This window comes from Alteromonas sp. C1M14, from assembly GCF_018860965.1.
Classification (GTDB): Bacteria; Pseudomonadota; Gammaproteobacteria; order Enterobacterales; family Alteromonadaceae; genus Alteromonas.
Genome location: NZ_JAHKQF010000005.1, coordinates 63,180 through 76,737, shown reverse-complemented (window position 1 = coordinate 76,737; position 13,558 = coordinate 63,180). Strand labels below are relative to the sequence as shown.

The following is a 13,558-nucleotide window of genomic DNA, read 5'->3' as shown; positions in this document are numbered from 1 at the left end:
CCATGTAAACTTTTATGTACACACTGAATTATTTTTTATCAGCCGAACTCGTTGACTTTTTATCAATTTTTGATAATAGACGCAACAAAGAAATGCTTTTTTTTCCCTTCTAGGGCTCTATCAGACTCATTCAGAAAAACTATTAGCCGTAATGACGGCCCCGTCAGGGATCACCTGATAATCTGGAATTCGGGCGCCAGGTAAAATACTCGTGCCATTTCCGATAGTTACATGATTACCTATCATCACGTTAAGGGCCTTCTGCCAGCCTTGTAACCGTTTTTGAGGTAATTCATGGTGACTCACAGTACTAATGACAACGCCATTACCTATAGTACATCCCCGCCCTATTTCAACCCTTGCACCATCAAGGATGGTCAAATAATCGCCAGCGGTAAAGAAATCATCACAAATTATTTGAAAACCGTAATCACAATGAAAGTGCTCACCGAGGTTAACATCAGAAACCCGAGGCAATAAGGATGATAAAAGGGCCTTAGCATTGCCGTGTGCTTTATTTAATTCGTAGCAACGCCCCTTAGCGGTGCTCCGTAACGCTTTAAGCTGAGGATCTTGAGTGCAATACCACTGAGCACTCACCATTGCTTTGAATGCGGGAATATTTTCCCATTCCTGTGTCTGTGTATTCATGCTTCTTCGGTGCATTTAGCTGTCTATTAGTATTTTACCATAGAACCCCGTGCTCCGGTCTGAATAGCCTGCTAGCGCGAGCTTACTTCTCGACTTTTGCAAATAGCAGAGTATAAGTAACATGATCTTTGCATTTTCTTAAGACTGCCTTAAGGTTAAAGTGCTAGTTTAATCTTACTGATATCTGATGAAGGCCACCCATGAGAGTGTTGTTAGTAGAAGATGATGGCCCACTTTCTGCCGCATTGTCCCAATCTTTAAGGCATGCAAACTATGCTGTAGATTGTGTATTCGATGGCAAAAGCGCCCTTAATGCCATTGCTTCAAACCAAAACGACTTGGTTATTCTCGATCTTGGTCTTCCCGATATTGACGGGCGCAAAGTACTGGCCCACATCAGACAAAAAAATAATTTCATCCCAGTTTTAATTTTAACTGCACGGGATAAAACCTCGGACAAAATTTCAGGCCTTGATGCTGGCGCAGATGACTATTTGGCAAAGCCCTTTGACATGGATGAGCTACTTGCACGATTGCGTGTATTAGAAAGGCGCGTGAATACGGCATCTAACAGTATTATCCAAATAAATGCCATCGCCTTTGACACCGCGCACAACAATGTCACCCTTGACGGTCAGCCTTTGCATTTGTCTCGCCGCGAAATGATGCTTTTGAAAGCATTGTTAGAAAATTCAGGTCGTGTATTAAGCAAGCATCAACTTGAAAGTAAGCTTTATGAGTGGGGAGAAGAAGTGGCCAGTAACACAATAGAAGTGCATATTAGTAATCTCAGAAAAAAACTGCCAGATAGTTTTATCAAAACCGTCCGCGGCGTGGGTTATTGCGTTCAAAACAACGGACACTGATTTGCTATCTATTCGCCGCTTTCTCACCCTAACGCTAGTGAGTTCCTTGGTTCTTGTTATCTTTAGCGCTGCCCTTCATGGTTATCGGGCAACACTGGCATTGTCAAACAAATTGCTGGATGACGAGCTTATAGAATTAACCCAAGCCATCGCTACTATTCACGGCGACGGCGAATCAACGGCACACGGTCGGCTTTTCTTCCAGGTTTGGCAACACAACACATTAATCAACGCCTCATCCCCCGCGTATGAGCATCCGTTAGCCGACTTTAAACCCGGGTTTACCGAGAAGAATTTTTTAGAAAAGCGCTGGCGGGTTTATACCTATCAAAACGCCACTGATGCCACCTGGTACATGATTGCTCAACCACAAGAAGATCGTTTCACCATAACCGACGCCTTAACAACCGCAGCCATATACCCATTTATTATCAGCGTACCTATTCTGGCCTCTGTACTCTTTTTTGGCATTACCTGGGGGCTCGCGCCCCTTAAAAAGCTTTCCTTACAATTGGCCAAAAGGAATCGGCAAGATCTTTCTCAAATACAACTTAAGCAAACACCCAACGAGCTAAAGCCGGTGATGACAACCCTAAACTCCTTGTTTAAGCGACTGCATTTGGCATTTGAACGAGAACAACAATTTGCCGCAAATGCTGCCCATGAATTGCGCACTCCGTTAAGTGTCATGAAAATCAGCATTCACAATATTGCCAACGCCTTAGAAGAAAAAGGGGAGCTACTTTCACCCTTACAAGCCGATACCGATCGTATGATCCACACAGTGAATCAATTTTTACTATTAAGTCGCACCAGCCCTGATACCTTTGCCGAGCAAATGACAGAGGTAAACCTCTATCATCTCGCACAAGAGGTCATTAGCGACCTTTACAACCAAATTGAGAAAAAGCAGCAGGAGATTTCCTTAGAAGGGCAAGATACCTGGCTAAAGAGCACCCATTTCACCAGTTACACTTTGCTGCAAAATGTCATTGCCAATGCCAGTAAATACTCTCCTGAAGGGGCACAAATCGTGGTTTCTATCACCACCCATGAACAGGGCATTAAACTTTCCGTTGATGATTCGGGGCCTGGCATCGCCGACAAGGATAAGGAAAAAGTACTTGGTCGTTTTCAACGGGCAAAAAATACCGGCAATACCACAGGTAGCGGCTTGGGGCTCGCCATTGTTTCGCAAATAGTGGCGTTACACGATGGGCAAATAACGTTGAACAAATCCGCGCTGGGTGGGTTAGCAGTGAACATGATTTTTGCACATGAAAACACACACTAAACTTACGCAAGTTTATCTTTTTCTAATCTTGGGGCTCTTAACACGAACGGTGTTTGGGATGACGGAAATCACCATAAACATTAGGGATCATCTTTTCTTTCCCAGAGAAGTAACGGTGCCTGCTAATCAAAAAGTAAAACTTTATTTTATCAACCATGATCCTACCCCAGAAGAAATTGATAGCTTTTCTCTTAATAGAGAAAAAGTCATTTTCCAAAACAGTTCAGGCTCGATATACATAGGCCCGCTCAAACCCGGTGACTACCCCTTTTTTGGTGAATTTCACCCCAATAGCGCGGTGGGCAAAGTCATTGTAAAACCTGATAACGGGATAAATGATGTTAATTAATACCGTTGTACTGTTCCTAAGAGACATGCTCCCCATCGGGTTATTAATCAGCCTGTTACTCGCCATGCCCGGGATTTCCATTAAACCACTGCTGTGGCGCTTAACCATTACCCTGGCCGTGGCCCTTGCCATCTACAATTACCTGAGCCTTATTTCTCAATTCGCCCAAGGCACTGGCTTTGAATTACTTAAAGTGGCTTTCTTTGCCGGGGCTTGGCTTGGCATGTGTGCCATGGCATGGATGTCACATCATCAAGGTTTCGCGCGGCATTGGGGGCTTAACCTACTCGTGCTGGGTATCGGAGTCCCTAACAGTTTGCATTTTATGGTGTATTTTTTCTCCGCATTGTCATCCTACACAGACAGCAAATTACTCATTGGCAGTATTCTTGGTTTGGGGATCAGTAGTAGTATCGCCATCTTGCTTCATGTGGTGCTTTTTACCCTGCTTAAGCAAAAGTTCACCTTCCCTATCACCACCTGGTTTGTGGCAGCACAAACCGCAGGTATTGCTACCCTATTTGAACAAATTGATTTGTTACCTGCGCCCGTCCAAGCTTGGGACACAAGCCAATTGCTCAGTGACGAAAGTGAATATGGCCACTTGCTCAATGCATTATTTGGGTACGAAGCAACGCCTTCTATCAGCTACCTTTGCGTTTTCTTTATCGCATTGCTACTCCCCTATGTCATACGTCATCTTACCCCGCTATCTGTCCGTTCCATTGACAAGGAGGCCTCATGAAGTCCCTTTTAACCCTTTTCATATCCATGCTGATATTATTTTCTTCATTCGTGCGGGCAGATAACTTCACCGTCGATAAGGTATACCACCCCTACGTTTTACCCTTTGAAAGAGAGTTCGAGTGGCGTCTCACATCCCGCCAAAATGATGACGGAAATGTCCTCTTGCAGCGTTTCTCCTTTGGTCATGCCCTGTCGGAATACCTGATTTTAGAGGCTTACATTGTAGGCTCCAGAGATGAAAATGATGACTTTGGCGTTTCAGGCTACGAACTCGAATTACGTTGGATGATGACGGAACAAGGAAAGTACTGGGCAGACTGGGGCACCCTGTTTGAAATAGAAAAACGACCAGACTCCGATGACTGGGAAGCCAAAGCGGGCTTACTCACAGAAAAAGAATTCGGCCAATTCAGTCTCACCACCAATGTGAATATTTTGTACGAATGGGGGCAAACCGTACCCAATGAATGGGAAAGTGAATTTAAAGCCAAATTTCGTTATCGCTGGATCCCCGAATTACAGCCTGCCGTCGAAGTGTACATCGCCGAAGATTATATCGGTGTCGGCCCTGCTTTTATGGGGATCAAGCGCTTCGACAAACAAGAGCAGTTAAAATGGGAACTCGGTTTTATCACAGGATTAAATGGTGACAGCAAAGATCATACATTGCGCATGTCTTTAGAATATGAGTTTTAATGCCCGCAAAAATACCATTTATTTTGTAAGCTCACCGAGATGTTAAGGTTCTCTTAAGGTTGTCACCCCATACTCACCCTATGAATTTAATGGTGAGTAGCACAATGACAACATTCTCGGCTTATCCGTTACCGTCGGTTCAAGCAAACGCCGCCACTTTATTGGTGGCCAGTGAAACCCATTCACTCAGGCAGGATATCGAAGGGTTTATCACCCATGGCTATTTTAACCATTATGGTGCTCGTATTAGCCAATTTATGCCTGTGCTATTTGCGATAAAAAAACACACATTCAATGGGGCATTAGGCATACGCCATGGCGCGGATCCTAAGCACAAAACCCCCACCCCACTCTTTGTTGAACAATACCTTGATTTACCCATAGAAAGCTTACTGAAGGTACAGGGCATGACCTTTTGCCGTGAACAGATTACGGAAATAGGTAATCTATTTAGTCGCGCGCCGCGGTATACCTTATCGTTATTGCTCTCGCTCTATTTTGTTCTCAAGGAAAAAGGTACTCAATGCCTCATATTTAGTGCCACAACACAACTTCAACAACTCTTTGCAGGTGCAGGGCTAAATCTCATTGTACTGGCACAGGCCGATCCCCAGCGCTTAGCAACCACCCAAGACCACTGGGGACGCTACTACCATACCCAGCCTAAAGTGTGTGCCCTGTTGCTCACAGACATCGAACATCGTATCGCCACATGCCCGCGGCTGCATCAGGTGTCACAGCTTATCCCAACCCTGTCTTCTTCAAATAGAGAAATCAATGCTTATGTGGCTTAATACCCATACCCACGACAACACTCTCGCCATCACCACGAGTGAATCGTCACTAACCTATGGCGAACTGAAAATTGCGGTATCAACCCTTGCCCGGTGGCTAGAGGCGCAACCCGTCCGCCGACTTGCCATTGCTTTTGACAACAGCCCTGAATGGATAATGTGTGATCTTGCTTGCCAGCAGGCCAATATTTGCTGTGTGCCAATTCCCACTTTTTTTAGCCAAGCACAAAAGCAACATATCCTTAAAGAGAGTCAATGCGATTACTTACTAACGTCGCCCATCAACGCCGCCAACGTCAGCAACACAGAGTATAGGCCAACCCCGTACGACAACATTGTTGCCATTGCCCTGCAGCCCACACTGGCCGTACAAATACCCAAAGGCACACACAAAATCACCTTTACCTCTGGCTCTACCGGCACGCCCAAAGGGGTTTGCTTGTCGACACAGTCCCAATGGCAGGTGGCTAAAGGGATAAATGAAACCATCACCCCTGAAGCCAAAATCCACTTAAGTGTTCTGCCCTTTTCTACCCTACTTGAGAATATTGCAGGTATTTATGTGCCCTTATTGCGAGGGGGAACCATTCACTTACCCACATTAAAAGAACTGGGGTTTGAAGGCAGCAGACTCCTGCATCCCCCGTTATTACTTGATTGTATAAAAAGCAGCTGTGCCCATTCCCTGATCCTTGTACCCGACCTACTTATGGTGCTGTTGCATGCCTGCCAAACCGGTTGGCAACCCCCTGCGTCACTTTTGTTTATCGCGGTAGGTGGCGCCCACGTTGCCCCTAGTTTACTCCTACAGGCCCACCATTTTGGGTTACCGGTTTATGAAGGCTATGGCCTTTCTGAAGCCGTATCCGTATCCACCTTAAATACCCCTGATAACAATTTGCAAGGCAGTGCGGGTAAAGCCATAGGACACAATCAATTACGCATAGAAGAGGGAGAAATTGTTATTACGGGCAATCATTTTCTTGGCTATTTAAATGAACCTGACTCTTTTTACCCAACGGAGCTTAAAACCGGCGATCTCGGCGTTATAAAAAATGACGTACTGTGGTTACATGGGCGCAAGAAAAATATCATGGTAAATAGTTTTGGCCGCAATGTTTCCCCTGAGTGGGTCGAGTCGGCTTTACTCGCCATAGGAAGCTTTCATCAAGTACTGGTTTACTGTGAAGCCCAGCCTTACTGTGTGGCACTGATATGTCCGCGGACATCCTCTATGACAACAGAGGAAATCCGCACCGCCATTGCCCGAGTCAATACCGGGCTACCTGATTACGCTCACATTCAGGGATTCACTGTGATCCCCCCTTGCACCGCCCAAAACGGGCTGCTAACAGAAACGGGAAAGATAAAACGTTCCCACACCCTTTCTTTTTATCATGCCCAAATAGCCGCCCTTTATGCCAAAGAATATTCCGTTGATGGAGAATCACGATGAGTTTTTACAACCAATTACAACAGCAAACCCAAACCGCCCGACAATATCTCCTTGATGCCCCGATTATTCGGCGCTGCTTTCACGGCGACATCACCCTTGATGACTATATTGCCTTCTTGCAACAGGCGTTTCACCACGTGAAATACACCGTACCCCTTATGATGGCCACCGGCGCAAAACTCGATGATGAAAAAGAATGGCTGCGGGAAGCCGTCGGTGAATATATCGAAGAAGAAATGGGACATCAGGAATGGATCCTCAATGATCTCGCTGCATGCAACATAGATAAAAACCAGGTCCGCACAAGCCAGCCCTCCTACGCCACCGAGCTGATGGTCGCCTATGCCTTTGATGCCATTGCCCGAAAACACCCCCTCTATTTTTTTGGCATGGTGTTTGTACTCGAAGGGACGAGCATCGCCCTTGCTGACAATGCAGCGAAACACATTGGACAAAAACTGGCGTTACCGCCACAAGCGTTTAGCTACCTCACTTCTCATGGTGCCCTAGATCAAGACCATATCGTTTTTTTCCAAGGGTTAATGGACAAGATCACCGACCCCAAAGAACAAGCCATGATCATCCATAGCGCCAACATGTTTTATCGATTATATGGCAACATTTTTTACGATTTGTCTCCCCATCATGGCCTGAGCGAGGTGGCTTAATATGGCGATAAATTGGGAAAATCAGGTCGTGCTACTTACCGGTGCTAGCGGCGGCATAGGCTCCGCAATGGCAAAAGCCATTGATAAAAAGGGGGGACAATTGGTATTAACCGGGCGAGATGAGGCAAAACTTCAACAGCTAAGCGCCCTGCTAAATCATTCCCACAAGGTTATACAAGCCGATATTACTACCCCCTGTGGGCGCAAAAAAATCAGTCATGTTTGTGAGCGCCTACCAATCAGCATACTCATTAACAATGCTGGGATTACCCAAGTGGGAGAATTTAGTGAAGCGGCCATCCCTAAGATTATCAATACCAACCTTACCGCCCCCATGCTATTAACCCAGGAAATGATGCCGCAACTTTGCGCCCAGCCCCAAGCCCATGTAGTGAACGTAGGCTCCGCATTAGGTGGTATTGGTTTTGCCGCCCACAGCGTCTATTGCGCGACCAAATTTGGTATTAAGGGATGGACGGAAGCCATGATTCGGGAACACGCCAATACCCAGCTCCATTTTCATTACCTCGCCCCAAGGGCCACCAATACCGCTATCAACGATAGTCGGGTAAACGCAATGAATAAAGCACTTAAAAACACCGTTGACAGCCCTGAAACCGTAGCCGATGCACTTATCACCTTGTTAACCAATAATGTGTCGCGACGGGAACTCGGTCTATCGGAACGATTTTTTACGAAACTCAACGCCCTCTTCCCTTCCTTAGTAGATAAAGCCCTGGCTAAGCAACTAGACACAATTAAAAAATACACCTTTAGCCATGCTAAAAGTGTGCAACCTCATCCTGTGGAAGAGCACACCAACGGGCATCTAGCGGGTGAACAAAAAAAAGGAACCTCCTGATGAAACATCTCACTATCTGCGCGGCATTTTTGTTACTTAATGTGGTTACTGCACAGGCCACAGAGGTGAGCCATGACGGCGCTACGGTGGATTCCGCTAAGGTGGCCTTAATTGCACAAACAACCCCCTTACTGCAATTACAACAGCGGTGGGCACAAATTAACTATGGCTCGGAAGATAAGGAAAGCGCCTTTAAGGCCTTACTTAAGCAAGCAAAATCAGCCGTATTAACAGATCCAAACAACCCCGAATTACTGATATGGCAAGGCATTATTCAGTCGAGTACTGCAGGGGCATTAGGCGGATTAAGCGCCCTTAAATATGCGAAGGCTGCCCGTAAAAGTTTTGAACATGCTATGCATATTGATGAAAATGCATTAACGGGATCGGCAATGACAAGCTTAGGCGTGCTATATCACAAATTACCGGGCTGGCCCATTAGCTTTGGCGACGATAAAAAAGCCGCCCAATTGCTAACACGTGCCTTAGAGGTTAATCCCCATGGCATTGATCCCAATTACTTTTATGCCGAGTTTTTATTTGATAACAAAGACTATGCAAACGCCGCTAAATATCTTCAAAAAGCGAAAATGGCACCACCACGGCAAAACCGTCCCCTGGCCGATGAGGGACGTCAAAGTGACATTGCGGCGTTAGAAAAAAAGCTGAAGGAAAAAGTCTAGCCATGAAATGGAGAAAGTAAGAAACATAAAAAGCTACCGGCCATGGCCAATGCAGGCAAAAGCCGGTAGTAATGTGTTTCCCTAATCGGGAAACCCTCTTTTATAGGTAAAAAAATTAGTAATCTAAACGCATGGTCAAACTATAATTTGCGGGCGCGCCATAATAACTTTGATCGGTACGCACTGAGCTATAGTATTTTTCGTCAGTGATATTATCTAAATTCAAGCTAAAAGAGAGTTTATCGTTAAAGGCATAATTCACATAACCGCCTACCAGCCCATAGCTATCTTGGGTAATACGGCCGTAGTCGGTATCTAAATAGGTTTCGCTTTGCCAACGCAAAGATAGTCCCATACTCAGGTTTTCTTGCCATTGAGGAGAGTAATCCGCTAGCAGTTTCAAGGTTCTACGAGGAATAAATGTGCGGGCTTCATCCCCGTTTTCATCGTCCATGGTTAAGGCGGTAAAACCACCTTGGATCATAATTTCTCGAGTCAGATTCCCCGACACTTCCACCTCAATACCATTGGATTCGACGCTCACGCCACGATATAAAGAGTAGTTAAAGTCATCTGAGTAATCATCGTCATCTACGCCGTCGCCATCGCCATAGCCAATAAAGTCGTACAGATTTTCTTGTTCTGTTCTAAACAAGGCGACACTCAGTAAGAAGTTATCAGCAAATAGCTTCTTAACGCCCATCTCGTAGCTTCGGCCCTCCGCGGAACCTAACGGCTCTAAGTCTTCATTTAAGTAGTACTGGGGCTGATAGATATCGCTGTAACTACCATAGACGTTAAGATCTTCCATGGCTTCCCAAGTAAAGCCAATATAAGGGCTACTACCATCTTCCGTGGTCGACGTAGAAGCGCCCCAAGATTCCCCTTCGTTTTCGTAATCCACGAAACTGGCTCCTAACACCAAATCTAAATTATCGGTAACGGCAAGTTGTACCGCCCCGTAAAAACGATTTAACGTCACATCGGTGTAGCCCGCTTGATACGGGTCGGCCCATTCAGGGCGACTCACTTCTGTACCCGTCCAGCTAAGCAGAGCTGGCATAGCGTCAAAGCCACTGAGTGCCCCATAATCGTAGTCGTTGGTATCGGAATTGGCTAAACTTACACCTAAGTTAAAGGTATGCTCACGGCCCCAAGCTTCAAAAGACCCTTGTAAGGTGTTATCCCAAATCAAGGTTTTATCATCACTGGTAAACTTACCTGGGTAGCCGTACAAACCGAGTTGGGTTTCGCTATCTACTCCAACGCCAGCATATGAATAGGTATAAAACAGTTCGGAGTCATCCTCGTAGCGGATATAATTGAGCTTTGAGGTATAGTTTAAATCGTCGGTGAGATACCAGCTTAGTTCAGCAAAAGCGGTTTTGTTTAAGGTGTCCCAATACGTCCAGTCCATGGCTGTGGTGGTGGATGTATCCGCTGACAAATTGGTTCCGTCTGAATAAATAAGAGGCACCGCGCCCCAGGTTACCCCGTCACTGTTATTATCCTGATAGGTATAACCAAAGGTCAACGTCACATCATCTGTGAGTTGCCCATCTACTACGCCATATAATACGGTGCGATCGTTCTCATACAAATTTAACCAGCTTTCTTTCTCTTGATGTACCACCACCGCTCGGGCCGCCCAACTACCCGACTCGGTTAAAGGAGTAGATACATCAGCCACCGTACGCATGTTCGCCCAGCGCCCTAACGTAAAATCCACGCTGGCTTCAGTTTCATTGGTGGGGCGCTTACGCACATAATTTACCGTACCGGAAGGATTACCTAAGCCCGTAATCAAGCCATTGGAACCACGAATAAATTCCACTTTTTCGTAGATGGCAGTATCCAGATCTCCTACGAAAATATCGCCAAAGGGAATACCGGAGCCATCCACATGCATACTGGTAATATCAAAGCCACGGGCATTGAAGTAAGTACGATCCGTTTCTGTTTGGTCGATATTGATGCCAGTTACTTGTTTAAATAAGCTATTGATATCACTTAAGTTGTAGTTGGAGATTGTATCTTGTTCCACTATCGAGACTGACTGAGGGGTATCAAAACTATCTAACCCTAAGCCTGTTGCCCCTGAACTGATACGCTGAATTCGACTTTCTACAATACGAATGATCTCAATATCATCAGGTTCAGCGTTTTGTGTACTGTCTGTGTCTGTCGGCGCAGTCTGGGCATGTAGGTTCATCGCCAGTACAAGGGGAGAAAGAGCAAAAAGTCTTTTGTTTATCATTACTATTCCAACTACGAATCAATCAATCCTAAAAAAGTTGCGGTAGTATAATGGAATAAAACAATAAATTAAATAGTAACTATTTTCATTCAGATTCGTGTATTAGGCAAACAGAAAAGACGGTGGAACAGGCACAAAAAAGCCCGCTTTAAGCGGGCTCTTTCGAAGTTAACAATAACGCAAGGATTAGTAATCTTAGTTAAGCTTTTCTTTGATACGTGCAGATTTACCTGAACGCTCACGCAGATAGTAAAGCTTAGCACGACGAACCGCACCGCGACGTTTCACTTCAATAGAAGAAACTGCCGGGCTGTGTGTTTGGAAAACACGCTCAACGCCTTCGCCGCTAGAAATTTTGCGAACGGTAAAAGACGAGTGAAGACCACGGTTACGCTTAGCGATAACAACACCTTCATAGGCCTGAAGACGTTCTTTGTCACCTTCGGTAACGCGAACTTTAACAACTACTGTGTCACCTGGGCCGAACTCAGGAACATCAGATTTAAGCTGTGCTTGCTCAATTTTTTTGATGATATCTTGACTGACTTTGCTCATCATATCCTCTCGTCCTAGTTAACTGTCATCTTGCTGCAAGTTCGACTTGAAATATTCCAATAATCTCACTTGCTCCTCAGTCAGAGCTAGGTGGTTTAATAACTCAGGGCGACGTTGCCAGGTTCTACCTAACGATTGCATGAGTCGCCACTGTCTGATTTTTTCGTGATCTCCACTTAACAACACAGGAGGAACGGCTTTACCTTCAAGTACTTCTGGCCGCGTATAATGCGGGCAATCCAGCAGTCCATCAGAAAAGGAATCTTCGATGGCAGAGGCTTTATGACCCAGTACACCTGGTACGAGTCGAGCCACTGCATCCATAAGCACCAGTGCAGGTAATTCTCCTCCACTTAATACGTAATCTCCTACTGACCATTCTTCGTCAACGTGAGATTCGATAACGCGCTCATCGATTCCTTCATAACGACCGCAGATAAAAATCATACGGTCATTTTCGGCAAGGTGTTTCACCCCTGCCTGGTCAAGCTTCTTTCCCTGTGGTGACAGGTAAATCACTTTTGCATGTTCACCGCCAGCTTGTTTAGCTGCGGTAATGGCGTCTGTTAAAGGCTTTACCATCATCAACATACCCGGACCACCGCCGTAAGGGCGATCATCCACAGTACGATGACGATCGTGGGTGTAATCACGTGGGTTAAACATCTCGACATCAAGAATGCCTGACTTAACTGCTCGCCCTACCACGCCTTGATGCATGAAGGGTGCGAACATATCAGGAAACAAACTGATAATGCCGAACCATTTGTCCGCGGTCACTTTAGAACCCCGGATCCCAATCTACCGTAATCACACCGCCTTCTTTATCTACCGATTTGATGACGGAATCCATCTCAAAGGGTATTAATCTTTCTTTCTGACCAAATGCATCATTCACCTTGGCGCGGACCTGCAAAACGTCATTTGCACCTGTGTTGAATACATCTTTCACCACACCCAAATCGTAACCTTGCGTAGTTACCACTTGCATGCCGGTGAGCTCCCGCCAGTAAAATTCGCCTTCTTCAAGTTCAGGCAACTGGTTTTCGTCAATGGAAACATCCAGATTCTTGATGCGCTCAGCGTCATCTCGACTCTCGATACCTTCAATTTTCGCAACCAGGTTTTTACCCTGCGGGCGCCATTGATCAATTTGGTATTCTTTGCCATCACCAAGTTGCCAAGGTGCATAACCAAAAATACCTTCCGGCGTATCGGTATAGCTGTTGATCTTGACCCAACCTTTCACTCCATAAGGAGCACCGATTTTGCCAATAATCACTTTCTCAGACGCTTGACTCATCTATACCTACCAGAATTATGGACAGCTTACGCTGCCGCTTTTTTAGCTTCTTTTACCAGGGTAGTTACGCGCTCAGATAAGCTCGCACCAACACCAACCCAGTATTCAACACGCTCAAGATCTAAACGCAGACGTTCTGCTTGACCTTGTGCTGTTGGGTTGAAGAAACCGATGTTTTCAATGAAACGACCGTTTCTTGCACGGCTGCTGTCAGCAACCACTACTTGATAAAATGGACGCTTTTTCGCGCCACCACGCTGTAAACGAATAGTAACCATAAGTGCCTCAAACTCGTTGTAGCGATACTGTTAACTTTACCCCCTACCAAAACACACTGCGAACAGGCGCCAGTTAGGAGGCCGCGGAATTATACGCAG

At 45.7% G+C, this 13,558-nt stretch carries 16 protein-coding genes; 10 read left to right on the top strand and 6 right to left on the bottom strand.

Features of this window, described 5'->3' with window-relative positions; genetic code table 11:
• Positions 1–126 precede the first annotated feature (126 nt).
• Entirely contained in the window at positions 127–651 is a 525-nt protein-coding gene (locus KO501_RS04060) for a maltose acetyltransferase domain-containing protein (protein ID WP_216028376.1), read from the bottom strand.
• Positions 652–851: 200 nt separating this feature from the next.
• On the opposite strand from KO501_RS04060, the gene KO501_RS04055 reads away from it, so the two are divergent.
• The 10 genes from KO501_RS04055 (at position 852) to KO501_RS04010 (ending at position 9,066) form a co-directional block, all read left to right on the top strand.
• A complete protein-coding gene (locus tag KO501_RS04055; protein ID WP_216028375.1) occupies positions 852–1,517 on the top strand; it encodes a response regulator transcription factor in 666 nt (221 codons plus the stop codon).
• A gap of 1 nt (position 1,518) precedes the next feature.
• A complete protein-coding gene (locus KO501_RS04050) occupies positions 1,519–2,811 on the top strand; it encodes an ATP-binding protein (RefSeq protein WP_216028374.1) in 1,293 nt (430 codons plus the stop codon).
• Complete coding sequence (locus tag KO501_RS04045) at positions 2,795–3,160, top strand: cupredoxin domain-containing protein (RefSeq protein WP_216028373.1); 366 nt, start codon at positions 2,795–2,797, stop codon at positions 3,158–3,160. The genes KO501_RS04050 and KO501_RS04045 overlap by 17 nt, the downstream gene beginning before the upstream one ends.
• On the top strand, positions 3,147–3,905 hold the full coding sequence (locus KO501_RS04040) for an FTR1 family iron permease (protein ID WP_252728155.1): 759 nt from the start codon (positions 3,147–3,149) through the stop codon (positions 3,903–3,905). The genes KO501_RS04045 and KO501_RS04040 overlap by 14 nt, the downstream gene beginning before the upstream one ends.
• The gene (locus tag KO501_RS04035) at positions 3,902–4,603 is read left to right on the top strand and encodes a hypothetical protein (RefSeq protein ID WP_216028372.1); all 702 of its coding nucleotides are present in this window, start codon (positions 3,902–3,904) and stop codon (positions 4,601–4,603) included. Before KO501_RS04040 ends, KO501_RS04035 begins: the two co-directional genes overlap by 4 nt.
• A gap of 104 nt (positions 4,604–4,707) precedes the next feature.
• Complete coding sequence (locus KO501_RS04030) at positions 4,708–5,397, top strand: thermostable hemolysin (RefSeq protein WP_216028371.1); 690 nt, start codon at positions 4,708–4,710, stop codon at positions 5,395–5,397.
• Positions 5,381–6,853, top strand: a complete 1,473-nt coding sequence (locus KO501_RS04025; RefSeq protein WP_216028370.1) for an AMP-binding protein — start codon at positions 5,381–5,383, stop codon at positions 6,851–6,853. The genes KO501_RS04030 and KO501_RS04025 overlap by 17 nt, the downstream gene beginning before the upstream one ends.
• Positions 6,850–7,521, top strand: a complete 672-nt coding sequence (locus KO501_RS04020) for an iron-containing redox enzyme family protein (RefSeq protein WP_216028369.1) — start codon at positions 6,850–6,852, stop codon at positions 7,519–7,521. The genes KO501_RS04025 and KO501_RS04020 overlap by 4 nt, the downstream gene beginning before the upstream one ends.
• 1 nt (position 7,522) lies before the next feature.
• Positions 7,523–8,383 (top strand): SDR family oxidoreductase, encoded by an 861-nt coding sequence (locus tag KO501_RS04015; RefSeq protein ID WP_216028368.1) that lies wholly within the window; start codon positions 7,523–7,525, stop codon positions 8,381–8,383.
• On the top strand, positions 8,383–9,066 hold the full coding sequence (locus KO501_RS04010; protein ID WP_252728154.1) for a tetratricopeptide repeat protein: 684 nt from the start codon (positions 8,383–8,385) through the stop codon (positions 9,064–9,066). The genes KO501_RS04015 and KO501_RS04010 overlap by 1 nt, the downstream gene beginning before the upstream one ends.
• Positions 9,067–9,181: 115 nt before the next feature.
• Here the strand turns inward: KO501_RS04010 and KO501_RS04005 are convergent, their stop codons facing one another.
• The 5 genes from KO501_RS04005 to rpsP form a co-directional block, all read right to left on the bottom strand.
• Positions 9,182–11,323 (bottom strand): TonB-dependent siderophore receptor, encoded by a 2,142-nt coding sequence (locus tag KO501_RS04005; RefSeq protein WP_216028367.1) that lies wholly within the window; start codon positions 11,321–11,323, stop codon positions 9,182–9,184.
• Between the two features lie 195 nt (positions 11,324–11,518).
• Positions 11,519–11,878 carry a 50S ribosomal protein L19 gene (gene rplS, locus KO501_RS04000; protein WP_216028474.1) on the bottom strand — a complete coding sequence of 120 codons (360 nt, stop codon included), beginning with the start codon at positions 11,876–11,878 and terminating at the stop codon, positions 11,519–11,521.
• Between the two features lie 18 nt (positions 11,879–11,896).
• Positions 11,897–12,658: a tRNA (guanosine(37)-N1)-methyltransferase TrmD gene (trmD, locus tag KO501_RS03995; RefSeq protein ID WP_216028366.1), complete on the bottom strand. Its 762-nt coding sequence runs from the start codon at positions 12,656–12,658 to the stop codon at positions 11,897–11,899.
• Between the two features lies 1 nt (position 12,659).
• On the bottom strand, positions 12,660–13,181 hold the full coding sequence (rimM, locus tag KO501_RS03990) for a ribosome maturation factor RimM (protein WP_216028365.1): 522 nt from the start codon (positions 13,179–13,181) through the stop codon (positions 12,660–12,662).
• Positions 13,182–13,207: 26 nt separating this feature from the next.
• The gene (rpsP, locus tag KO501_RS03985) at positions 13,208–13,459 is read right to left on the bottom strand and encodes a 30S ribosomal protein S16 (RefSeq protein WP_216028364.1); all 252 of its coding nucleotides are present in this window, start codon (positions 13,457–13,459) and stop codon (positions 13,208–13,210) included.
• Positions 13,460–13,558 lie beyond the last annotated feature (99 nt).

Bases quoted from the DNA above. Each gene is read 5' to 3' on its own strand.
- KO501_RS04060 (WP_216028376.1), bottom strand. From the start codon at position 651: ATGAATACACAGACACAGGAATGGGAAAATATTCCCGCATTCAAAGCA.
- KO501_RS04055 (WP_216028375.1), top strand. From the start codon at position 852: ATGAGAGTGTTGTTAGTAGAAGATGATGGCCCACTTTCTGCCGCATTG.
- KO501_RS04045 (WP_216028373.1), top strand. From the start codon at position 2,795: ATGAAAACACACACTAAACTTACGCAAGTTTATCTTTTTCTAATCTTG.
- KO501_RS04040 (WP_252728155.1), top strand. From the start codon at position 3,147: ATGATGTTAATTAATACCGTTGTACTGTTCCTAAGAGACATGCTCCCC.
- KO501_RS04035 (WP_216028372.1), top strand. From the start codon at position 3,902: ATGAAGTCCCTTTTAACCCTTTTCATATCCATGCTGATATTATTTTCT.
- KO501_RS04030 (WP_216028371.1), top strand. From the start codon at position 4,708: ATGACAACATTCTCGGCTTATCCGTTACCGTCGGTTCAAGCAAACGCC.
- KO501_RS04025 (WP_216028370.1), top strand. From the start codon at position 5,381: ATGCTTATGTGGCTTAATACCCATACCCACGACAACACTCTCGCCATC.
- KO501_RS04020 (WP_216028369.1), top strand. From the start codon at position 6,850: ATGAGTTTTTACAACCAATTACAACAGCAAACCCAAACCGCCCGACAA.
- KO501_RS04015 (WP_216028368.1), top strand. From the start codon at position 7,523: ATGGCGATAAATTGGGAAAATCAGGTCGTGCTACTTACCGGTGCTAGC.
- KO501_RS04010 (WP_252728154.1), top strand. From the start codon at position 8,383: ATGAAACATCTCACTATCTGCGCGGCATTTTTGTTACTTAATGTGGTT.
- KO501_RS04005 (WP_216028367.1), bottom strand. From the start codon at position 11,323: ATGATAAACAAAAGACTTTTTGCTCTTTCTCCCCTTGTACTGGCGATG.
- rplS (WP_216028474.1), bottom strand. From the start codon at position 11,878: ATGAGCAAAGTCAGTCAAGATATCATCAAAAAAATTGAGCAAGCACAG.
- rimM (WP_216028365.1), bottom strand. From the start codon at position 13,181: ATGAGTCAAGCGTCTGAGAAAGTGATTATTGGCAAAATCGGTGCTCCT.
- rpsP (WP_216028364.1), bottom strand. From the start codon at position 13,459: ATGGTTACTATTCGTTTACAGCGTGGTGGCGCGAAAAAGCGTCCATTT.